Here is a 25,282-nt window from a genome sequence, read left to right on the forward strand (position 1 = left end):
GTCTCATCAACAAAAACACCAGCCAGAAGGTGCTGATGATTAGCGCTTGTGAAAGTAGTATATCAATACAGGGCTATGTATGGCTTTACAGCCAAGAACGCGGGGTCAAGGACGAAAAATAGAAAAGAGAATCTCCATGACAACAATCAAAATCGAAATTCAAGACATTCCGCACGGCCATGGCTTTCCCTTCAGGAAGGGGGGGCGTCAATGGCTTGTTTGGTTGCTGTGAGCATGAAACAACACTTTATGAAACTCGCGCTGCAAGTTGCCGTCGTGGCATAAATTTTGGCGCTGAACTGAAGTGTAAATTTGCCAGGATTGTTAAGGAATAGTCAGACAATATAGGAAAATCTATCGAGAAAGCTCTCGGGGTTAGGTGTTGTGTTAGATTGTTTTTATGTAATTCAAGACCTGAGCCCATGTTTCTTTGGGCTGGTTTTCTATTTTGTTGAATGTTTTGTCTTTTTAAGGAAAAACCAAGAACGAAAATAGAAATTCGGTTTTGTTTTTTTGGTAAATATTATATGGCTCTCGTGAGCAATGGTTGTGAGTTGAGCCGAGATAGTCCTATGCGCATAAAGTGGGGTTCTTTGTGACGGTAAATTTTGATTTGGTTATTGATACGGAGAATGATTTTGTCGATATGAAGGCGGCGCTGACGTCTATGCAAGGCGTTTCGGATGCTGTTCGATGTATTTCGGAGTCGATACTTACTGAAAGGGTTCCGGAGAGGCTTACCTCGAGGAGCTCGGTAAGGACTTCACTCAAAAAAAGTTTTAAGGGGTCGTATGGGCATATATTTTCTCTTGATGTGTACGACTCGGTTTTGCTAAAAAGGCTAAATGGAATAGGTCAGCAAACTATTGTTGAGTTGATTTCTCATTTTATAAGTGAATCTCTGTACCGAGATTCCGGCCCTCTTTCACAAAAGGCTCAGAAGGTTATAGATCGGCTTGGTGAGAAGGCTGAAATGGTGGTTCATCAACTAAGGACTTCATCGTTAGGAAATATACATGAAATCTCTTTGAAGTTTGATAGGGGTATAAAAATTCGGCATAGGAAAAATAGAGATGAGCAAACGGTTTTAGCTTGTTTTGATAAGTTGTCGGCAACAGTTTTGCAGGCCGAGCTGTCTGATGTGAAGGTTGATTTAAATGTGGTTATAACAAGGCTAAATATTCACACAGGCAATGGCCGCCTTCAAATTGAAGGGGCTAGTGAAACTGTGGCATTTGGTTTTGCTTCTGCTTGTGAGTACAGAGATTTGGCTATTGCGGTCAAAAAGGTTTTCTCTGAGAACCTTAACTATAACAACGGGATTGAGAGTGGAAAGTGGAAGTATCTTGCAGTCAGCGTATCTCCGCTCAAGCTTAAAGATGGAAAGGTTGTGAAGTACTTTGTGAGGGGGTTTCATGAAAGTTAGAGGCTATGTTTATTTTGCGATTGCATTTGTTGTGTTTGTATTTGTTGTTTACTTTGTTTGGTTTTACTTTTTTATTGGAGTGAAAATATCAAAAGATCCTGCTGACTGGGGGCAGTTTGGGAGCTATTTCGGTGGAATTCTGGGGCCGTTGCTGAGCTTTTTGTCGATCGCGCTTCTAATAAAATCCTTGATGCTGCAAAGTGAGGCAAATGCTAATCTTAAGGATGAGCTTAGGAATAGTGAAAGAATAGAAAAGCTCAGGTCGTTTGAGGTGTTGTTTTTTAGTTTGATTGGGTCACAAAGGACTCTCTTTGATATGTTTAAAATAAACGCTTTGAAGGGGGGGGTGATTGGTGAGCTCGCGGGGGCCAAAGCGGTAATGGAAATCGAGGATACGATACAGGTCATAAGAAACCGAGGTGGTAGCGACAAAGAAATAACTGAATATTTAGAAAGAATTGATGAAAATGACCAGATATTTGGGTTGTTTAGGGCTTTCTATATCATGGTTATGATAATTACGGATAAGTTAAGTGATGTTGAAGGCTTTTCTTTTGAGGATAGGGCGGCTCATTTTAAAGCGCTTATAAATCTAACTGATTTTGCTCAACTTCGGTTGGTGATGATGTGCGTGCAATTTCTGGATTACACATCTGCTGAGTATTTGCGTTCGTCTCTTGAGTTTAAAAATGTCGCAGCCGAACTTGGGTTGAGCTACAAGCTATACTGATTAGCGTCAGAATCCCGAGGTAGAGTAGAGAGCAGGCTTTCGCCTACCCTCCCTCATCAAACCGTACGTGCGCTATTAACGCATACGGCTTTCCGATGTTCTTCACTCCAAGGCATGCGCCGTCTTCCAGCCAGCCACTGTCGGAACCTTGTAGAGCCCATGCTTTTCGTACAGCAGCTGACTCGGGAACCGGCCGAGGCCGATTCTGCGATCCCTGACCCTGTGCCGCTTCATCAGGTGCGCGCGCAGGCGCTCTTCTGCATGCACTTTCACCTTCTCAAGCACTCCGTTTGAGTTACGGTAGTGGAAGTAGCCTACCCATCCACGAAGGCTGGAATTCATGCTTCCGACCACCTTTTCCAACGAGTGCCTTGGGGCCAGGTCTTGCATTCGATCATTTTGATGTAATTCAAGACCTGCTCCCGCTCCCCACCTGACCCCGCTGCCCGTGCCCGGAAAACCCTCGGGGCCAGGTCTTGCATTCGATCATTTTGATGCAAGTCAAGACGGTATCTGACCCGGGGTTTTCTTCTAAACTCACGGTGATCGGAAGGGACGGTTTGCAAGCGGTCGCTTGAAAATTCCTTCGCCCGCAGCTCGGCTACCCCTCATTTCCACCTTAGTCAGCAGAAAGCCATGCCTGATCCGCTCCTGTTTCCCGTACCACCATCCATCGAAACTCCGCGGCTGCTGCTCCGGTCCTTCCGCGTAGAGGACGCACCCGTTCTCCACGAAGCCCTAACCGAGTCGATTGTGGAACTCCGAAGGCATCTTGGCTTCCTTTCCTGGGTCGCAGAGGAGCAAACTCTTCAATCGGCTGAAGTGCGTTGCCGCAAGGCCGAAGCGAACTTTCTTCTTCGAACTGATCTGCCGTTTCTGGCATTTAAGAAGGGCTCTGGCCGCCTGATTGGCTCGATGGGTTTGCATAGAACCGACTGGACACTTCCCAAGACAGAGCTTGGCTACTGGCTTCGAAGCGGCGAAACGGGGAAAGGGTTCGCGTCGGAGGGGGTTATTGCTCTGACGACCTGGGCGCTGAATGTATTTGGAGCGCAGCGCGTTGAACTCATCACCGATGAGCAGAACCTTGGCTCCAGGGCCGTGGCTGAACGCTGCGGTTTCGGGTTGGAAGGCATCATGCACAACGTGATGCGGGCCCCGGACGGCAGTCTTCGCAATAGTTGCGTTTATGCGCGACTGCCGTCCGCGGCCTAACCTATCTCCAGGAAACTTTGGAGCCAGGTCTTGCATTCGATCTTTTGATGCAATTCACACCCCCGTGCTGCGCAGGACGAAGAGCCAATTTCAGGGAATCGGGCTCGACCACTATATCGCAAAGCGAAAACCCGTCTTTCGTCTTCTTGTATATGACATGAGGCTTTATCGGGGGCGGGCAATCTATTCGCTGTGGGTGCAAGACACCCGTTTAGGCGCTTTCTCTCGAAGTCTGCGAAGCTGATGTCGCTCGATGCAATGCAGGACTGCGTCGAAAAATACGCCGCGCAATGGCTGATCTGTTCAATCTCGAAACTTGCCAACGCCGCGCAAGAGCGCGCATCATCGCCACAACAGGCAAGACTCAACGTCGCGCGCATCGTTTCGCTTTTTCAGAACAGACATGAATACTTTCAATTCGGCCATTTCTTTCGCCAACCCCGCTCTCGCGCAATCAAGCCGTCCGACCGCGCTTCGCGCCGACACGAAAAAAGGCGCGGACACGCTGAACAATACGCTCGAACGAATCAAGCAATTGATCGCTCATCTGGATCAGCGCTTTCAGGAAATCGGCTCCATCACTGTGGTTATCGCCGGGCTGTCCAAACGCAGCAATCTTCTGGCGCTGAACGCCGCGATCGAGGCTGCACGCGCGGGCGAAGTCGGGCGGGGCTTTTCCATTGTCGCCGACGAGATGCGCAAGCTCTCGGAAAATTCCGCATCGGCCGCCGCCGATATCAGCAAGAAACTCGACTCCGTGCTGCAGGAAAGCAAGGAGTCTGTCTGCAAAGTCGAATCGGCTGAACGCGAATCAGCGATGCACGCCGCATCGCTGATCGCGGCCCGCGATGCGGCGCGGCTCGAACAGCGCTTCCTGCGCATCGCTGTAGCCGAGGCCGGAATCAAACACTTCATCTGCGGTTGCAAACAGGCGGGGATCACGCCGCGCCGAGAGGATATCGACGCGCTGATGGCCGAGAGTTTGCGAGCCAACCCGGATCTGCTCGCCTTCTCTTGTGGCTGCGAGCCGAACGGACTCGATGGGCGCGATGCCGAATATGTGAATAAGGGGGCCGGCCATGACAAGACCGGCCGTTATGTTCCTTACTGGCATCGCGGAAATGGCACTCTGACGCAGGAGGCTCTGGCCAATTACGACGTTCCCGGCGAAAACGACTACTACGAAATCCCGCGGAAGACACAGCGCGATACGCTGATGGAACCCTATCTCTATCCGGTCGGGGGGCAGGAAGTGCTGATGACCTCGCTGATGCAACCGATACTGGTACAGGGCAAGTTCATCGGCGTGATCGGGGCTGATTACGCACTATCGCAGCTGCATGATGAACTCGAGCGCGACAAGCCATTCGGGCATGGCGAACGCCTGATCCTGTCGAACCTGGCCACTTACGTCACCCATCCCGATGCCAGCCAGCAAGGCAAACCCGCACTGGATCTGCCGAAAGAAGCCATAGCCGCGATCCATGCGGGGAAGAGCTATCACTTCATCGACAAAGACCAAATCGCGTTCGTATTCCATCCGCTCAACATCGGCGGCGATACGCCGTGGTCAATGCTGATCAAGTTCGACCTGCTCAAGACGATCAGTCAATAGCCGCTCACGCCCCCAGGAGCATCCGTTTTCAGCTCGCCTCCCGACTGGCGCGGGACTGCACACGAGCAGTCGTTTGGCAAAGGATTTTGGGCGCCACGGAACCCGACGAGCCCTGGCTTTTTGATCCGCCCCCTCGATCGAAACGCCGCAACAGGATAGAGTCCGGTAGCCAAGGAGGGCGCCCGTGCGCGATTTGAAGACCACCGATCTGAATCTTTTGAAGGCTTTGAATGCCTTGCTCGACGAGCGCAGCGTGACCCGCGCAGCCGAGCGCCTCAATGTGACCCAGCCCGCTATGAGCGGGATGTTGACGCGCCTGCGCGAGAGTTTCAGCGATCCGCTGTTCGCCCGCGCGCAGCGCGGAGTCGTGCCGACGCAGCGCGCTCTGGAACTGGCCGGACCGCTCAAGCAGATTCTCGGTGAGATCGATGCGCTGCTGCAGCCGACGGTCTTCGATCCGGTTGCAGCGAGCTTCACCTTGTCGGTGGCGGCGACCGACTATGCGCTCAGTGCGGTCGCCGTGCCTTTCCTGTCCGCGCTCAAGCGCAAGGCTCCGAATATCAAACTTGCGCTGCTCCCTGTCCAGGATCTGCAGCTTCAGTCCCAACTTGAAAAGGGCGATCTCGATCTGGCCCTGGTCACGCCCGAGACCACTGCGCCGGGGCTTCATGCGCGCCGGCTCTTCGATGAGCGCTATGTCTGCGTAATGCGGGTCGGGCACCCGGCCGCGAGTGAACCCGAGCTGAGCCTCGAGCGCTTCTGCGCGCTGGACCACGCGCTCGTCTCCTACTCGGGAGGAGGCTTCAGCGGAGTCACCGATGAGGCGCTGAAGAAGCTGGGGCGCTCGCGCCGGGTCAGCCTGTCAGTGAAGAGCTTCCTCGTCCTGCCCGATATCCTGCGTGCCAGCGATCTGGTCGCGGTCGTCCCCCGGCGGCTGGTTGCCGGGCTGCCGGGGCTGGCGCTTTTCGAGCCGCCCGTCGAAATCCCCGGCTTCACCAAGCTCGTGGTCTGGCACGAGCGCACGCACCGCGATCCGGGCCAGCGCTGGCTGCGCGATCTGCTGGTGGAGGCCTGCGCCGATTCCTGAACCGCGGCTCGTCCGTCAGCTTTGCAGGCTGTAGCGCTCCAGCCAGTGCGCGTAGGGGGCAGGAAGCACCCAGGAGGGGCGCGCGACGCCGAGTTGCTTGGCCAGCTCATACGGGTAGTGGGGATTGGCGAGCATCGCGCGACCGATCATGACCAGGTCCATCTGTCCTTCCGCGATGACCCGTTCGGCATGCTGAGCGGCATCGACTCCCCATGAAGAGGCGACGGGGAGTCCAGTTTCGCGACGCACGCGCTCGGCGATCGGCGCGAGGAAGGCCGGGCCCCAGGGCACTTGGGCCGTCGGGGTCGAAAAGCCGACGCTGACATTGAGCAGGTCCAGGCCGCCCGCGCGGAACTCACTGGCGAGCTGGATCGAGTCGGCTAGGGTCTGCTCGTCGCGTCCGTCGTACTCAATGACGCCGAAGCGCGCCGTGAGCGGCAGATCCTCGGGCCAGTTCTCGCGCACCGCGGCGAGCGTTTCGAGCAGGAAGCGGGCGCGCCCGGCGTGCTCTCCGCCGTAGGCATCGCTGCGCTGATTGGCATGGGGCGAGAAGAAGCTCTGTGCGAGATAGCCGTGCGCGAAGTGCAGTTCCAGCCATTCGAAGCCGGCTGCGCGGGCGCGTCGGGCCGCCGCAGCGAAGTCACCGGTGACGCGCGCGATATCGGCGAGGCTCATCTCTTTGGGCACTCTGGGCAGATTGGCGCCGAACGCGATGGGCGATGGGGAGAGCGTTTGCCACGCGCGCGGATCGTCTGCGGGGATATGGTCGTCGCCCTCCCATGGGCGGTTCGCGCTGGCTTTGCGGCCGGCGTGGCCGATCTGGATGCCCGGAATCGCTCCGGCGGCCTTGATCGCAGCGGCGATCCGCGCCAGGCCTTCGATCTGCTCGTCGCGCCACAGCCCCAGGCAGGCGGGCGTGATGCGCCCTTCAGGCGAGACGGCGGTCGCTTCGACGATGACGAGGCCGGCACCGCCGCGCGCAAGTCCTGCATAGTGGCTCAGATGCCAGTCGTTGGAGAAGCCATCGGCGGCGCTGTACTGGCACATCGGAGGAATCGCGATGCGGTTGCGCAGCGTGACGTTCTTGAGGGTGAAGGCTGAGAAGAGTGCTGACATGGTTTTTCCGAAAAGAGGCTTGTTGTCTGGCAGGGCGAACCGTCGGCGGGCTCAGCGTTCAGTGTTCTTGCTCAGGGCTTCGAGGACGAGCTCGGCGACCCTGGCGGAGGAGGACGGGTTCTGGCCGGTCACGAGGCGACCATCGCGCAGCGCGAAGGGCTTGAAGTTGGGGCCGCTCTCGTAGCGGGCACCGAGCTCACGAATGCGGGTTTCCAGCGCGAAGGGAACGCGCTTGTCCATGCCTGCCGCGACTTCTTCCGCATTGCTGAAGGCGGCCACGCGGCGCCCGGCGAGCAGAGGTTTGCCGGTCTCATCCACGGCATTGAGCAGACCGGCCGGGCCGTGGCAGACGGCAGCGACCACCTTGCCCTCGCGCCAGCTCTGGCTGAGCAGCTTGGCCAGCGCATCGCTCCTGGGCAGATCCCACATCGTGCCGTGGCCGCCGGGGATGAAGACCGCAGCGTAGCCCTCTGGCTTGAGGCCGTCGAGTTTGGTCGAATTTGCGATCTTTTCGCGTGCTGCGGAATCCTTCAGGAAGCGCTCGACGCTGGCCGGGTTTTTCCCCTCTTGCTTCAGTGAATTCGGATCGACGGGAACCTTGCCGCCGTCTATTGACGCGACATCGACGAGCGCACCGGAGTCAACGAAGGCGTAGTAGGGGGTCGTGAACTCTTCAAGCCACACCCCGGTCGGCTGCTCAGTGCCGCTGACTGTGGCATGAGAGGTGAGGATTATCAGGATCTTGATCAGAGGGGCCATCAGGATTGCCTTTCAGATTTGAAGTTTGAGGCTGAGCCGATGTGGATCACCGGTTTGCCCGAGAAGTTGCGTGCGCGCAGATCGGACAGGCGCTGCGCCAGGGAATCGAAGTCGTCTACGATCAATGCTTCGGGTTTGAGCGTGCCGTCGGCGAGCCTGGCCAGAAGCGCTTCACCGGCCGCGCCGAGTTCCGCCCAAGCCGCATCTGTGCCGAATTGATGCAGCGCGCCCAGAGCCACTTCGTGCAAGGACAGCGCGCGCCCGAATGCGGCGCAGGGCCACTGCGGCACGCGGCCTTGTATGCAGACGAGGTGGCCATTGGCCAGCAGAGCGCCGGCGAGCCTGGCTGCATGTTCGGCGCCAATCGTGTCGATCACCGCAGCGAATCCCGCTTCCCGCTCTGGCCAGCTTTGCCCCTCGGCCAGCGGGCCGGGCAGACACTCGCAGGCCCCCAGCGCGCGCAGGCGGGAATGATGGCGGGGATGGCTCATCGTCGTGACGGCGAAGCCGCGTTCCTGGGCGAGCTGCACCAGGTAATGGCCGACCGCGCCGCCGGCACCGCCGAGCAGCAGGCGGCGGCCCTTGCCGGCCGGAAGCTTTTCCAGCGCCATCCAGGCGGTCAGGCCCGGGCAGGGGAAGCTCGCCGCGGTCAGCGCGTCCAGCCCGGAGGGGCGGCGCAGCAGGGCGCGGGCCGGGATGTTCACGAATTGCGCATAGCTGCCGTTGCGCTGCAGGCTCTGATGGTAGGCCACGGGCTGCCCCAGCCAGGTTGCGGCGACGCCTTCGCCGACTCCGACGACCACCCCCGCGCCATCGACCCCCGGAACATGGTCGGCACGCCAGCCGGGCATGCCGAGCACTTTCCAGTCGACCGGGTTCAGACCGATCGCTTCGTTGCACACCAGAACCTCACCGGGCTCAGGTCTCGCCAAGGGCAGGTCTTTGATGGCAAGCGCGCGCGGATCGCTGCCGCGCTGCCAGGTCCAGGCCTTGAAACTTTCGGGAAGCAGCTCATGCGCGCAACGGGTCATCATCTCTCTCCCGGGGACTTCAGGCGTAGGAGCCCACTGAAGAAGTCAGCGACAGCCCGGCATGGGAAAAGCTGCGGGGGTAGGGCTGAGTCATTCTGTTCTCCTTGTGCTCGTTGCCTCAGACAAGATTAGGAGCACGCGAGCTTAAAATGAACTAATCACACGTTATCTATTCAATAAGAAACCCTTATGTTCAGTCCGCAATGGATACAGAGCTTTCTGAATCTGGCCGATACCGGCAGCTTCACGCGGGCGGCTGACCGGCTGGGGCTCACCCAGGCCGCGGTGAGCCAGCATGTGCGTCAGCTCGAGACAAAGTTGGGGCCCCTGCTGATCCGCCGCCCCAGGGCGCTCGAACTCACACCGGCAGGTCGCGCCTTTCTCGATTACTGCAACGAAGTCGAACAGGCGGAGCGACGCCTCGGCGTGCGTCTGGCTGATGCGGATGCGCTGCATGGCGAGGTTGGCCTGACTACGCCGGGCAGCGTCGGGTTGGCCTTGCACCTTCCTTTGCTGGCTCTGCAGGCGAAGAATCCCGGACTGGTGATCCGGCACCGGTTTGCCCCCGACCAGGAAATCCTCGAGGCGCTGCTGGACAAGGAATACGACTTCGGCATCGTGACCCTGAGGCCAGACGATCCGCGCTTCGCCGCCAGTGAGTTCGCGGAGGAGGTGCTGGAACTGGTGGTCCCGGCGGGCTCACGGGTCGAGGAGTGGGAGGATCTCGTTCGCCTGGGCTTCATCGAACATCCGGATGGGCCGGCCATGGCCACCCGGCTGCTCGGGCGCTGCTTTCCCGGCAATCCTGGTGTGCGCAGCCTGCCCCGTCACGGCTACATCAACCAGATTGGCCTGATCCTGGATTCCGTCGCGAGCGGATTGGGCTTTACGGTGATTCCTCGGCATGCCCGGCTGTCCTTTGCGAATGCCGAGGCGATCAGCGTTCCGATCAGCGGCGAACCCTATCCGCTGTGGCTGGTGCACCGCGCCGAGTGGCCCTTGTCCGCATGTGCTGGCTATGTCCTCGAGCAGCTCAGGCAGGACATGCTGGCGCTCAAGAATGCGCGCTTCGCAAGCGAGCCGACCCCGAGGGATTCCTGATATTTTAAATGGTGATGATTTAGATATTTTTATGTGATTGTATTTATATCTTGGGTTTTTGCATCATGGTGCGACCGACTGCCGCGGGAGGTGCTTGATGCCTGGTCGCTGCAGCCACTCTGATCACTGACTCAAGGAAAGCAGAATGAACGGAATTTTTTGGCCGGAAGGCTATGTGCCCGGTTTTACCGATAACTTTGCGTCGAATGAAATGATCGTCGCCGGCCTGAGCGTCGCCGATGTCTGGCCCTGGCTCAACACCCCTTCGCTGTGGCCGAGCTATTACAGCAATTCGGGCAATGTCCGTTTCTACGAGGACAAGGGGCCGGAGCTCGCGAACGGCGTGCGTTTCTATTTCGAAACCTTTGGCTTCCCGGTCGAAGCGCAGGTGGTCGAACATGTCGCCCCGCTTGCGGGACAGGCCGCGCGCGTCGCCTGGCACGGCTGGGCGGGGGATGATGCGCAAACCCGGCTCGATGTCCATCACGCCTGGCTGCTCGAAGATCTGCCCGGCGGCCGTGTGCGCATCCTGACCCAGGAAACGCAGAAGGGAATCCCTGCGCAGGCCCTCGCCGCCGCGGACCCCAACCCGATGATCAATGGTCACGACCAGTGGCTCAAGGGCCTGGTCGCCGCCGCACTGAAAGCCAAGCCGACTCTGCGCTGATTCAGGAGCTTTCCAATGTCCAATATTGCTTTTTTGGGTCTGGGCGCCATGGGGCGCCGTATGGCGCTCAGGCTGATCAAGGCCGGTCACCAGGTCACGGTATGGAACCGCAGTGCGCAGGCGCTCGAAGCTCTGGCCGGAGCCGGCGCCCGGGTGGCCAGCAGCCCGGCACAGGCCGCCGCCTCGGCCGAGTTCGTGATCTGCATGGTGCGCGATGACGCGGCCTCCCGTGTCGTGTGGTGTGAGCCTGAGTCGGGCGCGCTGGCGGCGATGCAATCGAGCGCGATCGCGATCGAAAGCTCGACGCTGTCGATCGGCTGGATTGGCGAACTGGGCCGGGCTGCACAGGCTAGAGGAGTCGCTCTGCTAGAGGCTCCGGTTTCCGGCTCGCGGCCGGCCGCGGAAGCCGGTCAGCTCGTCTATCTGGTCGGTGGCGAAGCGGGGGTGCTGAGCCGGGCCGAAGCCTTGCTCAACACAATGGGGAGCGCCATCCATCACCTCGGCCCGATCGGCTCGGGCACCTTGACCAAGCTTGCCACCAATTCGCTGTTGGGCATTCAGGTGACAGCCCTGGCCGAGATCATCGCCTTGCTCAAGCGCAGCGGCACCGATGTCGAGCGCTGCCTGGGCGCCATCGCCGGCACTTCGGTGTGGGCGCCGGTCGCCCATTATCTGGCCAAGAGCATGCTGAGCCGGGATTTCCAGCCCCAGTTCCCGGTCGAGCTGATCGAAAAGGACTTTGCCTATACCTTCGCCGCCGCGGGGGCTGAACCCTCCATGCCGACGCTCGCGGCCGCCCGCTCGGTCTTCAGCCAAGGCATACAACAGGGGCTCGGTGGGGACAACATGACTGCGGTAGTGCAGCTGTTCGATCCCCGCTGACTCCGCGGGGCCGGCACTGAGGCGCCGCCTGCCACGATGGCAAGCGGCGCTCTCGACCCGCGGCAATGCTTGTCCGCTTATTGAAACGCTACCTCGGTGAAGCTGCGCAGTTTGCGGCTGTGCAGGCGGTCCACGCCCTGGCCCCTGAGCAGCTCGAGGGCGCGGATGCCGATCCGCAGATGCTGGTCGACGCGTTCGCGGTAGAAGTGGTTGGCCATGCCGGGCAGCTTGATCTCGCCGTGCAGCGGTTTGTCGCTGACGCAGAGCAGCGTGCCGTAGGGGACGCGGAAGCGGAAGCCGTTCGCGGCGATCGTCGCGCTCTCCATGTCCAGCGCGATCGCCCGGCTCTGGCTGAAACGCCGCTCGGGGGTGCTGAGGCCCCCGCGGAAGGGCAGCAGCTCCCAGTTGCGGTTGTCGGACGAGGCGACGGTGCCGGTGCGCATGATCTTTTTCAAATCGAAGCCCTTCAGTTCGGTCACATCGGCGACTGCGCTCTCCAGCGCCTGCTGGACTTCGGCGAGCGGTGGGATCGGCACCCACAGCGGCAGATCCTCGTCGAGCACATGGTCCTCGCGGACGTAACCGTGGGCGAGCACATAGTCACCCAGCTCCTGCGTGTTGCGCAGTCCGGCGCAGTGGCCGAGCATGATCCACGCGTGAGGTCTCAAAACCGCGATGTGGTCGGTGATCGTCTTCGCGTTCGCAGGCCCGACGCCGATATTGACCATCGTGATCCCCGAGCCATCCCGGCGCACCAGATGGTAGGCGGGCATCTGCGGCAGGCTGTTCGGACGGGCGCCTGCCGTGTCGCCCGGCTCGGCGGCCAGGTCTTTGCGGCGCGTGACGACGTTGCCCGGCTCGACAAAGGCGACGTAATCCTGCTCGTTGCCGCGCATCGCGGCGAGGCCCAGCTTGACGAACTCGTCGATGTAGAACTGGTAGTTCGTGAACAGCACGAAATGCTGGAAGTGCTCGGGGGCCGTCCCGGTGTAGTGGCGTAGCCGGTGCAGCGAATAGTCGACGCGCGGCGCCGTGAACAGCGCTAAAGGCTCGGGGGCGCCGCGCCGCGCTTCGAAAGTGCCGTTCGCGATCCGGTCGTCCATCGCCTTCAGGTCCGGCAGGTCGAATACGTCGCGCATCAGCAGGCGGCGCCGCGCGTCGAGCGAGCCTTCGAAGTGGTCGTTGTCGGGCAGCGCGAAGTGGATCGGAATCGGTTGCTCGCCGAGGCCGATTTCGAGCGGAACCTGGTGGTTCGCGAGCAGCAGCCGGAACTGCTCCAGATAGTAGGCGCGGAACAGATCGGGCCGGGTCAGCGTCGTTTCATAGACGCCGGGGCCGGCGACGAAGCCATAGCTCAGGCGCGAGTCGGCCCGGGCGACCGTGTGGGTGCAGAGCCGCACCGCCGGATAGAAGGCGCGCACGCGGCCGGGCAGGTCGGCGCCCCCGAGGTAGAGGGCGAGCGCTTCGCGCAGATAGGCGAGGCTCTTCGCGTACAGCGCTTCGACGTGGGCGAGCGCGGATTCGGGGTCGGTGTGGGCGATGAAAGCGGCGGATTCCATGGAGCCTCGGATGCTGGGGATTGCCCAGAGTATCGCCTTTTTCTTGACGTTTGGATCGTCCATCCAAATGGGGTTTCAGGGCCCGTTGCGGCGGAATATCGGAATAAGAAAAGAGTCTTTCCGTTTTCGGTGCCGCCTCGCGAGAATCGGGGCTCATCGACACGGAGCCGACCATGAACGCAGAAGACCGCATCGGTGCCGCACTGGAGCTCAGCGGTCTCGACGTCGTCGTCGTGCCAGGCCTCAACGACAGCGGCCCCGCGCACTGGCAGACCGACTGGTGTTCCCGCTTCCCGGACTGGAAGCGGGTCAGCCAGCAGCGCTGGGACAAGGGAGACCTGGATGCCTGGCTGAGCGCGATCGCGGCGAGCCTCGCCCAGTGCCGGCAGCCCGCCGTCCTCGTCGCGCACAGCTTTGGGGCTCTCGCCAGCGCCCAGGTCGCGGCCAGTTTCCCCGAGCGCATCGCCGCCGCGTTGCTGGTCGCGCCCGCCGCCCCGCAGCGCTTCGGGCTCGAAGAGCGCCTGCCGCGCCGCCCGCTGCCGCTGCCCTCGCTTCTGCTCGCGAGCCGCAATGACCCCTGGCTTGCCTACTCGGGCGCGGTTGAACTCGCCCGTCACTGGGGAAGTCATCTGGTCGATCTGGGGGATGCCGGCCACGTCAATGCCGATTCGGGCTACGGCCCCTGGCCTTCCGGCCTGGAGCATCTGGACGGGCTCATCGCCCGTCTGCCACCTCGTCACAGCGCAAAGGCGTTCGCGCAATGTGCCAGCTGCTGGGGATGAACTCGCTCCGGCCGGCTGAACTCGGCGCTCCGTTGGAGCGTTTTCTGCGCCGGGGAGGGGAGACCGACGAGCACGCGGACGGCTGGGGGATCGCCTATTTTGCCGATGGCGATTGCCGGCTGCTGCTCGACGAGCAGGCCTCGGCCCGCTCGCGCCTGGCGCGCTGGGTGCTGCGCGAGCGTCTGCGCTCCTGTAACGTCGTCGCCCACATCCGCAAGGCGACCCAGGGGCAGGTCGAAGCCTTCAACTGCCACCCCTTCGTCCGCGAGCTGTGGGGGCGGCGCTGGGCGTTTGCGCACAACGGCAATCTGGATCTGGCCGGGATGAGTCCGCGCTTCTTCCGCCCGGTCGGCGGCACCGACAGCGAGCAAGCCTTCTGCCTGCTGCTCGACAGCCTCTTCGCGCGCTTTGGCCCTCGCCAACCTGAGGCGCAAGCGCTCAGCGAGGCCTTGCGGGAGATTGCGGCGAGGATCGCTGAGCGGGGCACGTTCAACTTCCTGCTTGCGGACGGCCGGACTCTGTTCGCGCACTGCTCGACCCGGCTGCACTGGGTGCAGCGTGAGGCGGGGGAGCGGGGCGCGCTGATCGCGACCGAGCCGCTGTCCGGCGAAGCCTGGGCTGCGCTCGCGCCCGGTGAGCTGATCGGCTTTGCGGACGGCTGCAGGCTGGCCTGAGCGCCGGCCGCGCCCACAAAAAAGCCCCGCAGTGCGGGGCTTTTTCATGCGCGGGCGGCAATCAGTCCGCCACGACGTCCTTCAGTGCCTTGGCGGCGGAGAAGGCGGGAACCTTGCGAGCGGGAATCGTGATCGCTTCGCCGGTCTTCGGGTTGCGGCCAGCCTTGGCGGCCTTGGCCTTGACGGTCAGCTTGCCCAGGCCGGGGAGGACGACTTCGTCGCCCTTGGCCAGAGCAGCCTGGACGGATTCGCCCAGTGCGTCCACGAACGCTTCAGTGACGGTCTTCGGTTGTTGGGTGCGCTCAGCCAGAGCGTCAATCAGTTCCTTCTTGGTACGCACGAACTTCTCCCTTTTGCTAAAGAAAGGCCCTCGGGGCCATGGGTATATCGAACCACGGATTCGCAATCAAAGCAAACGACCAACGGCATCGACTCGCATTGTGCCAGCAAGCCGCGACCGTGCAATCGTTTTTCGCATTTTTGATGACAAACGAAATCCGTGGCACAGGACGGTGAGATTCTGCACGAAAGTTGGAGGCTTGAGGCCTGCAAAGTCAAAAAAGGCCGCGAAGCCTTGCGGCTCCGCGCTCTTTGCTCAGGCTTCGCGCTCGCCTGCAACTTTCTGATACTCATCTATCTGGTCGAAATTGAGGTATCGATAGGTGTCGGCGGCATTCTTGTTGATGACACCCATCTCTTCGTGGTATTCGGCGACCGTCGGAATCCGGCCCAGGCGCGAGCAGATCGCGGCGAGTTCCGCCGAGCCCAGATAGACCTGGGTGTTCTTGCCGAGGCGGTTCGGGAAGTTGCGCGTCGAGGTCGACATCACGGTCGCGCCTTCGCGAACCTGGGCCTGGTTGCCCATGCACAGCGAGCAGCCGGGCATCTCGGTGCGCGCGCCGGCGGCGCCGAATACGCCGTAATGACCTTCGCGGGTCAGCTCGGCGGCATCCATCCGGGTCGGCGGGGCGAGCCAGAGCTTGACCGGCAGGTCGCGACGGCCTTCGAGCAGCCGGCTCGCGGCGCGGAAGTGGCCGATGTTGGTCATGCACGAACCAATGAAGACTTCGTCGATCGCGGCTCCCGCGACCGCGGACAAGGGCTTCGCATCGTCCGGGTCGTTCGGGCAGCAGACGATGGGTTCGGTGATCCCGGCGAGATCGATCTCGATCACCGCGGCGTACTCGGCGTCCGCATCCGGCTGCAGCAGCTCGCCGTGCGCGATCCACTCTTCCATCTTCTGGATGCGCCGCGCGAGGCTGCGGCTGTCCTGATAGCCCTGGGCGATCATGTTTTTGAGCAGCACGATGTTCGAGTGCAGGTACTCGACGATCGGCTCGCGGTTCAGGCGCACCGTGCAGCCGGCGGCCGAGCGTTCGGCCGATGCGTCGCTCAGTTCGAAGGCCTGCTCGACCTTCAGGTCGGGTAGCCCTTCGATTTCGAGGATGCGCCCCGAAAACACGTTCTTCTTGCCGGCCTTGGCGACCGTCAGCAGGCCTTGCTGGATCGCGAAGTAGGGGATCGCATGGACGAGGTCACGCAGCGTGATGCCGGGCTGCATCGCGCCCTTGAAACGGACCAATACCGATTCGGGCATGTCCAGCGGCATCACGCCGGTCGCCGCGGCGAAGGCGACGAGACCGGAGCCGGCCGGAAAGCTGATGCCGACCGGGAAGCGGGTATGGCTGTCGCCGCCGGTGCCGACCGTGTCGGGCAGCAGCATCCGGTTGAGCCAGGAGTGGATCACGCCATCTCCGGGTTTCAAGGCGATGCCGCCGCGCTCGCTGATGAAGGCGGGCAGTTCGCGGTGCGTCTTCACATCGACCGGTTTCGGATAGGCGGCCGTATGGCAGAAGGACTGCATCACGAGGTCGGCCGAGAAGCCCAGACAGGCGAGGTCTTTGAGCTCGTCGCGGGTCATCGGGCCGGTCGTGTCCTGCGAACCTACCGAGGTCATCTTCGGTTCGCAGTAGGCGCCGGGGCGCACGCCCAGGCCTTCGGCCAGGCCGCAGGCGCGACCGACCATCTTCTGCGCGAGCGTGAAGCCGCGGCCGGTGTCGGCGGGGATCGCGTTCAGCCGGAACAGCGTCGAGGCGGGAAGCCCCAGGAATTCGCGCGCCCGGGCAGTCAGCCCCCGGCCGATGATCAGGTTGATCCGGCCTCCGGCGCGCACTTCGTCGAAGATCACGTCGGTCTTCAGATGGAAGTTCGCGATCACTTCGCCGTTCTTCAGGGCCAGGCCTTCGTAGGGGCGGAGCTCGATCAGATCGCCCATCTCCATCTTCGACACATCCAGCTCGATCGGCAGCGCGCCAGCGTCTTCCTGGGTGTTGAAGAAGATCGGGGCAATCTTGCCGCCCAGACAGACTCCGCCGAACTTCTTGTTCGGCACGAAGGGAATGTCCTCGCCGGTCCACCACAGCACCGAGTTGGTCGCCGACTTGCGCGACGAACCGGTGCCGACGACGTCGCCGACATAGGCGACCGGATGGCCCTTGGCCGCGAGCTTCTGGATCTGCGCGATCGGGCCGCGCTTGCCGTCCTCCTCGGGCGTGATGCCGGGACGGGCGTTCTTGAGCATCGCCAGTGCGTGCAGCGGGATGTCGGGCCGGCTCCACGCGTCGGGGGCGGGGGAGAGGTCGTCGGTATTGGTTTCGCCGGTGACCTTGAAGACCGTGACCGTCAGGCTCTGCGGCACTTCCGGGCGGGACACGAACCATTCGGCGTCGGCCCAGCTCTGCACGACCTCCTGGGCGAAGCGGTTTCCGGCCTTCGCCTTTTCGGTGACATCGTGGAAGTAGTCGAAGATCAGCAGCGTCTTCTTGAGCCCCTCGGCGGCAACCGGCGCGAGCGCGTCATCGTCGAGCAGCGCGATCAGCGGTTCGACGTTGTAGCCGCCGAGCATCGTTGCGAGCAGCTCGGTCGCGCGGCGCCGGTCGATCAGCGGCGTCTTGATCTCGCCGCGGGCGATTCCGGTCAGGAAGGAGGCCTTGATCCGGGCGGCTTCATCGACGCCGGGCGGCACCCTGTGGGTGATCAGCTCGATCAGCAATGCCTCTTCGCCGGCGGGCGGGTTCTTGATCAGCTCGACGAGCTCTGCCGCTTGCCCGGCATCGAGCGGCAGCGGCGGGATTCCCAGGGCGGCGCGCTCTGCAAGGTGTTGGCGATAGGCTTCTAGCACGGTCTTTTCTCCTGTGGCACGGGCCTTGCGACCCGTGGGTGAATCAATTCGATGTCGCGCCAAAGAAGCGTCTTTCGACGTCTTCGGGCAGGCTCATGCCTGTGGCTCGGGCGCGCACGAGCAGGGTCCAGTAGTAGCGGAAAGAGCCGCGGTCATGCAGGCGGGTACCGACCCGGATCGGCCCCCAAGCGGCGTCCTGGGCCGCGCAGACGATGCTCGCGGCCTCGACGATCTCGGCGGGGGCAGGGCGCATGCCGGCGAGGATGGGGGCTATCTGGGCCGGATGGATGCTCCACATCCGCAGATAGCCGAAGCGCTCGCGCGCGGTGCGGGCGTCGGATTCGGCGAGTTCGGGTTCGTCGAGCACGGTCGTCACGTTGTGGGTCGGGATGATGCCGTGGGCGAGCGCGGCGGCGCTGACCTCGCACTTGGCGCGGGTGATCAGCGGATGCTCGAACTGCAACGGCGAGCGCATCGCGAGCCCGGGGATCGCGCCCTGGTGTTCGGACACGAAATCCATCAGCCCGAAATCGAGCGTCTCGACGCCGGGCAGCGCGGCGATCTTCCACGCGTCGTGGACGGCTCCGTGGGTCTCGGCCAGCGCGTGCAGCGGAATCTCGCGCCCCAGGCCGGCTCTCGATTCGGCGGTACGCAGCGCGCTGAGCGCCTCCTCGATGTCGTCGACCGAGCGCGCTTTGGGAACGGTCAGGAAGGCGATCCGCTCGCCGGCCGAGCCGACGAGGATGTCGAGTTCATCGCGCCAGGCGGGGTGGGTCAGGTCGTGGATGCGGGCGCCGATCCGCCCGAAGTGATTGTCGGCCGAGCTGATCAGCGCGGCGCAGAGCGTCGCGTGCTCGCGCTCCTCGCCCGCCACCGCGCCGTCTTCGCAGTCCAGCGTGATGTCGAAGACCGGCCCCATCTGCAGCTGCAAGGCGATGGCCTTGCGCATCAGCTTTTCGCGGCCGCAGTAGTGGTCGACCGCGGGGATCGCCGGCAGCGCGCGGCTGCCGGCGAAGAGTACGGCTTCAGGATGGAGGCGGGCGCTCTGTGGGTTTTCCGTGTGCTTCATCTCCATCCTTTGCAGGCTCAGGCGAGCAGCGCGGCGACGCCGGCCTTCTCCTCTTCGAGCTCCTTGAGCGTGTTGGCCATCTTCTCCTGCGAGAACGTGTCGATCTCGAGGCCCTGAACGATATGGTAGTGCCCGTTCTCGGTCGTGACCGGGAAACCGTAGATGATTCCCTTCGGAATTCCATAGGAGCCATCGGACTCGACGCCCATCGTGACCCATTCGCCCTCGGTGCCGAGCACCCAATCGTGGATGTGGTCGATCGCCGCATTCGCGGCCGAGGCGGCCGAGGAGAGACCGCGCGCTTCGATGATCGCCGCGCCCCGCTTGCCGACCGTAGGCAGGAAGGTTTCGCGGTTCCAGGCTTCATCGCCGACCAGCGCGCTGATCTTGTCGCCGTTCGAGGTCGCGAAACGATAGTCGGCGTACATCGTCGGCGAGTGATTGCCCCAGACGACCAGATTCCTGATGCTGGCGACGTCCCGTCCGGTCTTCGTCGCGAGCTGGGACAGAGCCCGGTTATGGTCGAGGCGAAGCATCGCGGTGAAGTTGCCGGATTTGACGCGGCCGAACTTGATCGCGGTTTCCTTCGCGATATAGGCATTCGTGTTGCATGGATTGCCGACGACGAGAACCCTGACGTCGGGATCGGCGTACTGACCGATCGCCGCGCCCTGGGCAGTGAAGATCTTCGCGTTCTCGGTCAGCAGATCCTTGCGTTCCATGCCGGGGCCGCGCGGGCGGGCGCCGACCAGCAGCGCGATCTGGGTGTCGCGGAAGGCGACATTCGCGTCGTCCGATGCCTTGATGCCGGCCAGCAGCGGGAAGGCGCAGTCTTCAAGTTCCATGATGACGCCCTTGAGCGCCTTCTGGGCCTGGGGCAGGTCCAGCAACTGGAGGATGACCGGTTGATCCTTTCCAAGCATCTCACCACTGGCGATACGGAACAGCAGAGCGTAGCCGATTTGTCCGGCTGCACCGGTAACGGTAACGCGGATTGGATCTTTGATCATCTGTGACTCCTTTGGATTGAAGGAAGGCGCGTCTCCATGCGCCAGAAATTCGGTCTCTTTGGACCAATCTTTCATCTGCGAGCATTCTAGGCGCACAACGCGCGCGCGGGTAAGCCAGTCGTCACAAGTTTGTATCATATGTCTTATATAAGACATAAGGCAAATGTTGTATCCGTGTGCTCTCTGTGGTGAAATCGCCGGATGAAACCGCCATCCCCGACTTTCAGCCCCCTCTATCGCCAGATCAGGGATCTGGCCATGCAGGCGCTCGCCTCGGGGGAATGGCAGCCCGGTCAGGCGATTCCCAGCGAGCAGGAACTCGCTGTGCGCTTTCAGGTCAGCCAGGGTACGGTGCGCAAGGCGATCGATGAGATGGTTGCCGACAAGCTGCTTGTGCGCCGCCAAGGCAAAGGGACTTTCGTCGCGACGCACTCCGATCCGCACGCGCTCTTCCGCTTTCTGAGGCTGACTCCGGACTCCGGTGAGCGGCGCGCGCTCGAGAACATTCCGCTCGATTGCCTCCATGCACGGGCAGGTCAAGAAGTCGCGCGAAACCTGGAACTCGAACCGGGCTCGGCGGTCGTGATCGTGCGCCGGGTGCTCCGCGATCAGGGAGTGCCTATCGTCGCCGACGAGATCTTCCTGCCCGAGGAGCTGTTTAATGATCTGGATTTCGCGATGCTGCAGAACTGGAAGAGTTCGCTCTACAGCCTTTTCGAGACGCGCTTCGGGCAGAGGATGATCCATGCGCGCGAGAAGATCCGCGCCGTTGCCGCCGATCGCCCCGCCGCCGAGGCTCTGGGGATCAGCGAAGGAACGCCGGTGCTGCTGGTCGAGCGCATCGCGTACTCCTATGCGGGACGCCCGGTCGAATGGCGCAGAGGACTTTATCTGACCAGCGGGCACTACTATCAGAACGAGTTGAGCTGAGTTCGCAGCCGCGCAACAGCTCGTAGCCGACAGGCTTGCTGTCTGGCTGTACCATTGCAGGATTGGGGTGCTTCGGAAAGCAGGCTTTGACCGAAGCGTGATGCAGGGAACGGAAGCGATCCGGTCCGCAGCTTGTCGCTCGGGCGGTATCACAGTGTGGACTTTTTCAGGAGAAGACGCATGACGACGCAACGCACCGCAACGCTGACTATCGACGGCAAGACCTTTGAATTCCCGGTCATGTCCGGCGTAGACGGGCCTGACGTCATCGATATCCGCAAGCTCTACAGCCAGACCGGGAACTTCACTTTCGATCCGGGTTTCCTGTCCACCGCGAGCTGCCAGTCGAAGATCACCTATATCGACGGGGACAAGGGCGAGCTGCTCTATCGCGGTTATCCGATCGAGCAGCTGGCCGAGAAGTGCGACTTTCTCGAAGTGGCGTATCTGCTGCGCAACGGTGAGCTTCCGAACTCGAAGGAGAAGGAAGGCTTCGTCAAGTCCATCCACCGCCACACGATGGTCCACGAGCAGCTGACCCGGCTCTACCAGGGTTTCCGCCGCGACGCCCACCCGATGGCGGTCTGCGTCGGCGTCGTCGGTGCGCTCTCGGCTTTCTACCATGAGGCGCAGGACTTCTCCGATCACGATCACCGTACCGTCTCTTTCCAGCGCATCGTCGCGAAGATGCCGACGATCGTCGCGATGGCCTACAAGTATTCGGTCGGCGAACCTTTCATGTATCCGCGCAACGATCTCGACTACGCGGGCAACTTCATGCACATGATGTTCGGCACGCCCTGCGAGAAGTACGTTCCGAACCCGGTGCTGTCGGCTGCGCTCGACCGGATCCTGATCCTGCACGCCGATCACGAGCAGAACGCTTCGACTTCGACGGTACGCCTGGCCGGCTCCTCTGGCGCGAATCCCTTCGCCTGCATCTCGGCCGGCATCGCCTGCCTGTGGGGCCCCGCGCACGGCGGCGCAAACGAGGCCTGCCTGCACATGCTCGAAGAGATCGGCGACGTTTCGCGGGTCGGCGAGTACATCAAGCGCTCCAAGGACAAGTCCGATCCGTTCAAGCTGATGGGCTTCGGTCACCGCGTCTACAAGAACTACGATCCGCGCGCAAAGCTGATGCGCGAGACCTGCCACGAAGTGCTGCACGAGCTGGGACTGCAGGACAACAAGCTGTTCAAGCTCGCGATGGAGCTGGAACGGATCGCGCTCGAGGATCCGTACTTCGTCGAGAAGAAGCTCTACCCGAACGTCGACTTTTACTCGGGTATCGTGCAGAGCGCGCTGGGCATCCCGACTTCGATGTTCACCTGCATCTTCGCGCTGGCCCGCACCGTGGGCTGGATGAGCCAGTGGGAAGAGATGTTGACTGACGTCGATTACAAGATCGGCCGTCCGCGCCAGCTCTATGTCGGCGCGGCGCGGCGCGACGTGCGTTCGATCGCGTTGCGCTGAGCCAAATTTGTGCGGCGGATCGGCCAGAAGCCCATCCGCCGTTTTGCACCGGGAGCAAAACTTCCTGATCGGCACAAGAAGATGACGCTCCCCCGATACCCCAACAGGTGGCGTTCATGATGATGAAAGAGTTTCAGACGAACTCCTATCTGTTCGGTAGCAACGCTCCGTTCATCGAGGAACTCTACGAGTCCTACCTCGATAATCCGGCGAGCGTTCCCGAACAGTGGAGGGACTATTTCGATGCGCTGCAGATCATGCCGGGAGCGGCGGCGCACGATGTCGCGCACGCACCGGTCATCGCATCATTTGCAGAGTTGGCCAAGCTGGGCAAGACCGGCGTTGCGCCGGGGGCGGTCGCCGACAAGCGGCAGATAGGCGTGCTGCAGATGATCAGCGCCTACCGCTTCCTCGGCAACCGCTGGGCGCAGATCGACCCGTTGAGGCGGCAGGAACGACCGCAGATCGCCGAGCTCGAGCCTTCCTTCTACGGCTTCACCGAAGCGGATCTGAGCCAGGTCTTCCACACGGGATCGTTTCACTTCTCGGGCGGCCACCAGGCCAGCCTGCGCGAGATCATCGCCGCACTGCGCGAGACCTACTGCGCGTCGGTCGCGGTCGAGTACATGTATCTGAGCGACATCTCGCAGAAGCGCTGGATACAGTCGCGCATCGAACCGACCCGGGCGCGTCCGTCCTTTTCGCTGGCGCAGAAGAAGCACATCCTGGAGCGGCTGACCGCGGCCGAGACGCTCGAAAAGTATCTGCACACCCGCTATGTCGGCCAGAAGCGCTTCTCGCTCGAAGGCGGCGAGTCGACGATCGTCGCGCTCGACGCGGTGATCAACCAGGCCGGCAGCCAGGGCGTGCAGGAGATCGTGATCGGCATGGCCCACCGCGGGCGTCTGAACGTGCTGGTCAACACGCTGGGCAAGAGTCCGGCGATGCTGTTCTCCGAATTCGAAGGCAAGCACGCGGCCGATCTGTCGGCCGGCGACGTCAAGTACCATTTGGGCTTCTCGTCCGACGTCAGCACTCCGGGGGGCGGCGTGCACCTGACCCTCGCCTTCAACCCGTCCCACTTGGAGATCGTCAACCCGGTCGTCCAGGGTTCGGTCTATGCGCGCCAGCAGCGGCGCAGCGCCGAGAGCCGGACCCAGGCGATGTCCCTGCTGATCCACGGCGATGCCGCGGTCGCGGGCCAGGGCGTCAATCAGGAAACGCTGAACTTCTCGCAGACCCGCGGTTTTTCGACTGGCGGCACGGTCCATATCGTCGTCAACAACCAGATCGGCTTCACGACCTCGGATCCGCGCGACATCCGCTCTTCGCTGTACTGCACCGACGTGTTCAAGATGGTCGAAGCGCCGATCTTCCACGTCAATGGCGACGACCCGGAAGCGGTCGCGATGGTCGCCCAGCTCGCGGTCGAGTTCCGCCAGCAGTTCCACAAGGACGTCGTCATCGACATCGTCTGCTATCGCAAGCTCGGTCACAACGAGCAGGACGAGCCGATGGTGACCCAGCCCTTGATGTACAAGAAGATCAACGCACATCCGGGAACCCGCAAGCTCTACGGCGACAAGCTCGTCGCCCAAGGGGCCTGTTCGGCGGAGGAACCCGAACAGCAGATCCGCGATTTCCGCTCGGCGCTCGATCGCGGCGAGCTGCTCTATAACCCCGTCTTGTCGGGCTATACGCGCAAGTATGCGCAGGACTGGTCGCCCTATCTGAACCACGAATACACCGATGCCTGCGACACCTCGGTGCCGGTCGTCGAGATCAAGCGCCTGGCCAATCGGCTGACCGATGTCCCCGCCGATATCGCGCTCCATCCGCGCGTTGCGAAGATCATCGCCGACCGCCGCGCGATGGGCGAAGGAACGCTGCCTCTGGACTGGGGCATGGCCGAAAACCTCGCCTATGCATCGCTGGTCGCCGAAGGCTTCGGGGTTCGCCTGTCCGGCCAGGATGCAGGCCGGGGAACCTTCTTCCACCGCCATGCGGTGCTGCACGACCAGAACCGCGAACGCTGGGACGCCGGCAGCTACGTTCCGCTCGAACACATCCAGCAGGGGCAGGCGCCTTTCACGGTCATCGACTCGGTGCTGTCCGAGAACGCGGTGCTCGGCTTCGAGTACGGCTATGCGACGGCCGAGCCCAACCAGCTGGTCGTCTGGGAAGCGCAGTTCGGCGACTTCGCGAACGGCGCCCAGGTCGTCATCGACCAGTTCATCAGCTCGGGCGAAGCGAAGTGGGGACGCCTGTCCGGCATCACGATGCTGCTGCCGCACGGCTACGAAGGGCAGGGGCCCGAGCACTCGTCGGCGCGGCCGGAGCGCTACATGCAGCTCTGCGCCGAGAACAACTGGCAGGTCTGCATGCCGACCACTCCGGCGCAGATCTTCCACCTGCTGCGCCGGCAGATGGTCAGACCGCTGCGCAAGCCCCTGGTCGTGATGACGCCCAAGTCGCTGCTCCGCCACAAGGACGCGGTCTCCTCGCTCGCCGAGCTCGGCGAAGGGCAGTTCCGCACCGTGATCGGCGAAACCGATCCGCTCGCCGCCGACAAGGTCAGACGCATCGTGCTGTGCTCGGGCAAGATCTACTACGAGCTCGTCGCCGAGCGCCGCGCCCGCGGCGAGCAAGACATCGCGATCATCCGGATCGAACAGCTCTATCCGTTCCCGAACGACGCTTTCGCGCTCGAGATCGCCAAGTATCCGAACGCGAAGGAGATCGTCTGGTGTCAGGAAGAGCCGCGCAACCAGGGCAACTGGTACTGGTTCGTCTCCCGGCAGCATCTGGCCCGTTCGCTCTCGGGCGATCACCGGCTCTATCTGGTCAGCCGCGCGGCCTCGGCTTCGCCGGCGGCCGGCTATTTCGCGAAGCACCAGATGCAGCAGAAGGCGGTCATCGACGGCATCTTCGGCGAACTGAACCAGGATCTGGCGCCCAACCGTTGAGGCTGGGGC

Annotated in this window: 22 protein-coding genes; 13 read left to right on the forward strand and 9 right to left on the reverse strand. The window is 62.0% G+C overall.

The window, feature by feature from the left end:
• The first annotated feature begins 595 nt into the window (after positions 1-595).
• Both ACHFB9_RS09180 and ACHFB9_RS09185 read left to right on the forward strand, forming a co-directional pair.
• The gene (locus tag ACHFB9_RS09180) at positions 596-1,426 is read left to right on the forward strand and encodes a hypothetical protein (protein ID WP_417066638.1); all 831 of its coding nucleotides are present in this window, start codon (positions 596-598) and stop codon (positions 1,424-1,426) included.
• Positions 1,416-2,156 carry a hypothetical protein gene (locus ACHFB9_RS09185; protein ID WP_417066639.1) on the forward strand — a complete coding sequence of 247 codons (741 nt, stop codon included), beginning with the start codon at positions 1,416-1,418 and terminating at the stop codon, positions 2,154-2,156. The genes ACHFB9_RS09180 and ACHFB9_RS09185 overlap by 11 nt, the downstream gene beginning before the upstream one ends.
• Positions 2,157-2,258: 102 nt before the next feature.
• Here the strand turns inward: ACHFB9_RS09185 and ACHFB9_RS09190 are convergent, their stop codons facing one another.
• A complete protein-coding gene (locus ACHFB9_RS09190) occupies positions 2,259-2,498 on the reverse strand; it encodes a group II intron maturase-specific domain-containing protein (RefSeq protein WP_417066640.1) in 240 nt (79 codons plus the stop codon).
• Positions 2,499-2,792: 294 nt separating this feature from the next.
• Between ACHFB9_RS09190 and ACHFB9_RS09195 the strand changes: the two genes are divergently transcribed.
• The 3 genes from ACHFB9_RS09195 (at position 2,793) to ACHFB9_RS09205 (ending at position 6,073) form a co-directional block, all read left to right on the forward strand.
• A complete protein-coding gene (locus ACHFB9_RS09195) occupies positions 2,793-3,371 on the forward strand; it encodes a GNAT family N-acetyltransferase (RefSeq protein WP_417066641.1) in 579 nt (192 codons plus the stop codon).
• Positions 3,372-3,687: 316 nt separating this feature from the next.
• Positions 3,688-4,986, forward strand: a complete 1,299-nt coding sequence (locus ACHFB9_RS09200; RefSeq protein WP_417066642.1) for a methyl-accepting chemotaxis protein — start codon at positions 3,688-3,690, stop codon at positions 4,984-4,986.
• A gap of 184 nt (positions 4,987-5,170) precedes the next feature.
• Positions 5,171-6,073, forward strand: a complete 903-nt coding sequence (locus ACHFB9_RS09205) for a LysR family transcriptional regulator (protein ID WP_417066643.1) — start codon at positions 5,171-5,173, stop codon at positions 6,071-6,073.
• A 15-nt stretch (positions 6,074-6,088) separates the two neighbouring features.
• On the opposite strand, the gene ACHFB9_RS09210 is transcribed toward ACHFB9_RS09205, so the two are convergent.
• From ACHFB9_RS09210 to ACHFB9_RS09220, 3 genes are read right to left on the reverse strand one after another with little or no spacing between them, the layout of a single operon-like run.
• Positions 6,089-7,189 carry an NADH:flavin oxidoreductase/NADH oxidase gene (locus ACHFB9_RS09210; RefSeq protein ID WP_417066644.1) on the reverse strand — a complete coding sequence of 367 codons (1,101 nt, stop codon included), beginning with the start codon at positions 7,187-7,189 and terminating at the stop codon, positions 6,089-6,091.
• Between the two features lie 51 nt (positions 7,190-7,240).
• Positions 7,241-7,948 (reverse strand): type 1 glutamine amidotransferase domain-containing protein, encoded by a 708-nt coding sequence (locus ACHFB9_RS09215; protein WP_417066645.1) that lies wholly within the window; start codon positions 7,946-7,948, stop codon positions 7,241-7,243.
• Positions 7,948-8,979: an alcohol dehydrogenase catalytic domain-containing protein gene (locus ACHFB9_RS09220; protein WP_417066646.1), complete on the reverse strand. Its 1,032-nt coding sequence runs from the start codon at positions 8,977-8,979 to the stop codon at positions 7,948-7,950. Before ACHFB9_RS09220 ends, ACHFB9_RS09215 begins: the two co-directional genes overlap by 1 nt.
• Before the next feature lie 189 nt (positions 8,980-9,168).
• Between ACHFB9_RS09220 and ACHFB9_RS09225 the strand changes: the two genes are divergently transcribed.
• From ACHFB9_RS09225 to ACHFB9_RS09235, 3 genes are all read left to right on the forward strand, one after another.
• Positions 9,169-10,080 (forward strand): LysR family transcriptional regulator, encoded by a 912-nt coding sequence (locus ACHFB9_RS09225; RefSeq protein ID WP_417066647.1) that lies wholly within the window; start codon positions 9,169-9,171, stop codon positions 10,078-10,080.
• A 145-nt stretch (positions 10,081-10,225) separates the two neighbouring features.
• Positions 10,226-10,747, forward strand: a complete 522-nt coding sequence (locus tag ACHFB9_RS09230) for an SRPBCC domain-containing protein (RefSeq protein ID WP_417066648.1) — start codon at positions 10,226-10,228, stop codon at positions 10,745-10,747.
• 15 nt (positions 10,748-10,762) lie between these two features.
• Positions 10,763-11,629, forward strand: a complete 867-nt coding sequence (locus ACHFB9_RS09235; protein ID WP_417066649.1) for an NAD(P)-dependent oxidoreductase — start codon at positions 10,763-10,765, stop codon at positions 11,627-11,629.
• Between the two features lie 77 nt (positions 11,630-11,706).
• Here the strand turns inward: ACHFB9_RS09235 and ACHFB9_RS09240 are convergent, their stop codons facing one another.
• Complete coding sequence (locus ACHFB9_RS09240) at positions 11,707-13,188, reverse strand: AMP nucleosidase (RefSeq protein WP_417066650.1); 1,482 nt, start codon at positions 13,186-13,188, stop codon at positions 11,707-11,709.
• A 173-nt stretch (positions 13,189-13,361) separates the two neighbouring features.
• Between ACHFB9_RS09240 and ACHFB9_RS09245 the strand changes: the two genes are divergently transcribed.
• Positions 13,362-13,970, forward strand: coding sequence for an RBBP9/YdeN family alpha/beta hydrolase (locus ACHFB9_RS09245; protein WP_417066651.1), 609 nt, complete (start codon positions 13,362-13,364; stop codon positions 13,968-13,970).
• Positions 13,949-14,644, forward strand: coding sequence for a class II glutamine amidotransferase (locus ACHFB9_RS09250; RefSeq protein ID WP_417066652.1), 696 nt, complete (start codon positions 13,949-13,951; stop codon positions 14,642-14,644). Before ACHFB9_RS09245 ends, ACHFB9_RS09250 begins: the two co-directional genes overlap by 22 nt.
• A gap of 61 nt (positions 14,645-14,705) precedes the next feature.
• Here ACHFB9_RS09250 and ACHFB9_RS09255 read toward each other — a convergent pair whose 3' ends face one another.
• The 4 genes from ACHFB9_RS09255 to ACHFB9_RS09270 all read right to left on the reverse strand — a co-directional run bounded on the left by ACHFB9_RS09255 (position 14,706) and on the right by ACHFB9_RS09270 (position 19,901).
• On the reverse strand, positions 14,706-14,984 hold the full coding sequence (locus ACHFB9_RS09255; RefSeq protein WP_417066653.1) for an HU family DNA-binding protein: 279 nt from the start codon (positions 14,982-14,984) through the stop codon (positions 14,706-14,708).
• Between the two features lie 255 nt (positions 14,985-15,239).
• The gene (gene acnB / locus ACHFB9_RS09260; RefSeq protein WP_417066654.1) at positions 15,240-17,825 is read right to left on the reverse strand and encodes a bifunctional aconitate hydratase 2/2-methylisocitrate dehydratase; all 2,586 of its coding nucleotides are present in this window, start codon (positions 17,823-17,825) and stop codon (positions 15,240-15,242) included.
• 43 nt (positions 17,826-17,868) lie between these two features.
• The gene (locus ACHFB9_RS09265) at positions 17,869-18,894 is read right to left on the reverse strand and encodes an HpcH/HpaI aldolase/citrate lyase family protein (RefSeq protein WP_417066655.1); all 1,026 of its coding nucleotides are present in this window, start codon (positions 18,892-18,894) and stop codon (positions 17,869-17,871) included.
• Between the two features lie 17 nt (positions 18,895-18,911).
• The gene (locus ACHFB9_RS09270; protein ID WP_417071359.1) at positions 18,912-19,901 is read right to left on the reverse strand and encodes a malate dehydrogenase; all 990 of its coding nucleotides are present in this window, start codon (positions 19,899-19,901) and stop codon (positions 18,912-18,914) included.
• A 204-nt stretch (positions 19,902-20,105) separates the two neighbouring features.
• Between ACHFB9_RS09270 and ACHFB9_RS09275 the strand changes: the two genes are divergently transcribed.
• From ACHFB9_RS09275 to ACHFB9_RS09285, 3 genes are all read left to right on the forward strand, one after another.
• Entirely contained in the window at positions 20,106-20,834 is a 729-nt protein-coding gene (locus tag ACHFB9_RS09275; RefSeq protein ID WP_417066656.1) for a GntR family transcriptional regulator, read from the forward strand.
• Between the two features lie 180 nt (positions 20,835-21,014).
• A complete protein-coding gene (gltA, locus tag ACHFB9_RS09280) occupies positions 21,015-22,307 on the forward strand; it encodes a citrate synthase (RefSeq protein WP_417066657.1) in 1,293 nt (430 codons plus the stop codon).
• Between the two features lie 119 nt (positions 22,308-22,426).
• A complete protein-coding gene (locus ACHFB9_RS09285; RefSeq protein WP_417071361.1) occupies positions 22,427-25,273 on the forward strand; it encodes a 2-oxoglutarate dehydrogenase E1 component in 2,847 nt (948 codons plus the stop codon).
• Positions 25,274-25,282: the final 9 nt, after the last annotated feature.

It is taken from the genome of Niveibacterium terrae, assembly GCF_048213115.1.
Taxonomy (GTDB): Bacteria; Pseudomonadota; Gammaproteobacteria; order Burkholderiales; family Rhodocyclaceae; genus Niveibacterium; species Niveibacterium terrae.

What these genes read in the sequence shown, in the direction of transcription:
- ACHFB9_RS09185 (WP_417066639.1), top strand. Translation starts at nt 1,416, where the DNA reads ATGAAAGTTAGAGGCTATGTTTATTTTGCGATTGCATTTGTTGTGTTT.
- ACHFB9_RS09190 (WP_417066640.1), bottom strand. Translation starts at nt 2,498, where the DNA reads ATGAATTCCAGCCTTCGTGGATGGGTAGGCTACTTCCACTACCGTAAC.
- ACHFB9_RS09195 (WP_417066641.1), top strand. Translation starts at nt 2,793, where the DNA reads ATGCCTGATCCGCTCCTGTTTCCCGTACCACCATCCATCGAAACTCCG.
- ACHFB9_RS09210 (WP_417066644.1), bottom strand. Translation starts at nt 7,189, where the DNA reads ATGTCAGCACTCTTCTCAGCCTTCACCCTCAAGAACGTCACGCTGCGC.
- ACHFB9_RS09215 (WP_417066645.1), bottom strand. Translation starts at nt 7,948, where the DNA reads ATGGCCCCTCTGATCAAGATCCTGATAATCCTCACCTCTCATGCCACA.
- ACHFB9_RS09220 (WP_417066646.1), bottom strand. Translation starts at nt 8,979, where the DNA reads ATGACCCGTTGCGCGCATGAGCTGCTTCCCGAAAGTTTCAAGGCCTGG.
- ACHFB9_RS09225 (WP_417066647.1), top strand. Translation starts at nt 9,169, where the DNA reads ATGTTCAGTCCGCAATGGATACAGAGCTTTCTGAATCTGGCCGATACC.
- ACHFB9_RS09230 (WP_417066648.1), top strand. Translation starts at nt 10,226, where the DNA reads ATGAACGGAATTTTTTGGCCGGAAGGCTATGTGCCCGGTTTTACCGAT.
- ACHFB9_RS09235 (WP_417066649.1), top strand. Translation starts at nt 10,763, where the DNA reads ATGTCCAATATTGCTTTTTTGGGTCTGGGCGCCATGGGGCGCCGTATG.
- ACHFB9_RS09240 (WP_417066650.1), bottom strand. Translation starts at nt 13,188, where the DNA reads ATGGAATCCGCCGCTTTCATCGCCCACACCGACCCCGAATCCGCGCTC.
- ACHFB9_RS09245 (WP_417066651.1), top strand. Translation starts at nt 13,362, where the DNA reads ATGAACGCAGAAGACCGCATCGGTGCCGCACTGGAGCTCAGCGGTCTC.
- ACHFB9_RS09250 (WP_417066652.1), top strand. Translation starts at nt 13,949, where the DNA reads ATGTGCCAGCTGCTGGGGATGAACTCGCTCCGGCCGGCTGAACTCGGC.
- ACHFB9_RS09265 (WP_417066655.1), bottom strand. Translation starts at nt 18,894, where the DNA reads ATGAAGCACACGGAAAACCCACAGAGCGCCCGCCTCCATCCTGAAGCC.
- ACHFB9_RS09275 (WP_417066656.1), top strand. Translation starts at nt 20,106, where the DNA reads ATGAAACCGCCATCCCCGACTTTCAGCCCCCTCTATCGCCAGATCAGG.
- gltA (WP_417066657.1), top strand. Translation starts at nt 21,015, where the DNA reads ATGACGACGCAACGCACCGCAACGCTGACTATCGACGGCAAGACCTTT.
- ACHFB9_RS09285 (WP_417071361.1), top strand. Translation starts at nt 22,427, where the DNA reads ATGATGAAAGAGTTTCAGACGAACTCCTATCTGTTCGGTAGCAACGCT.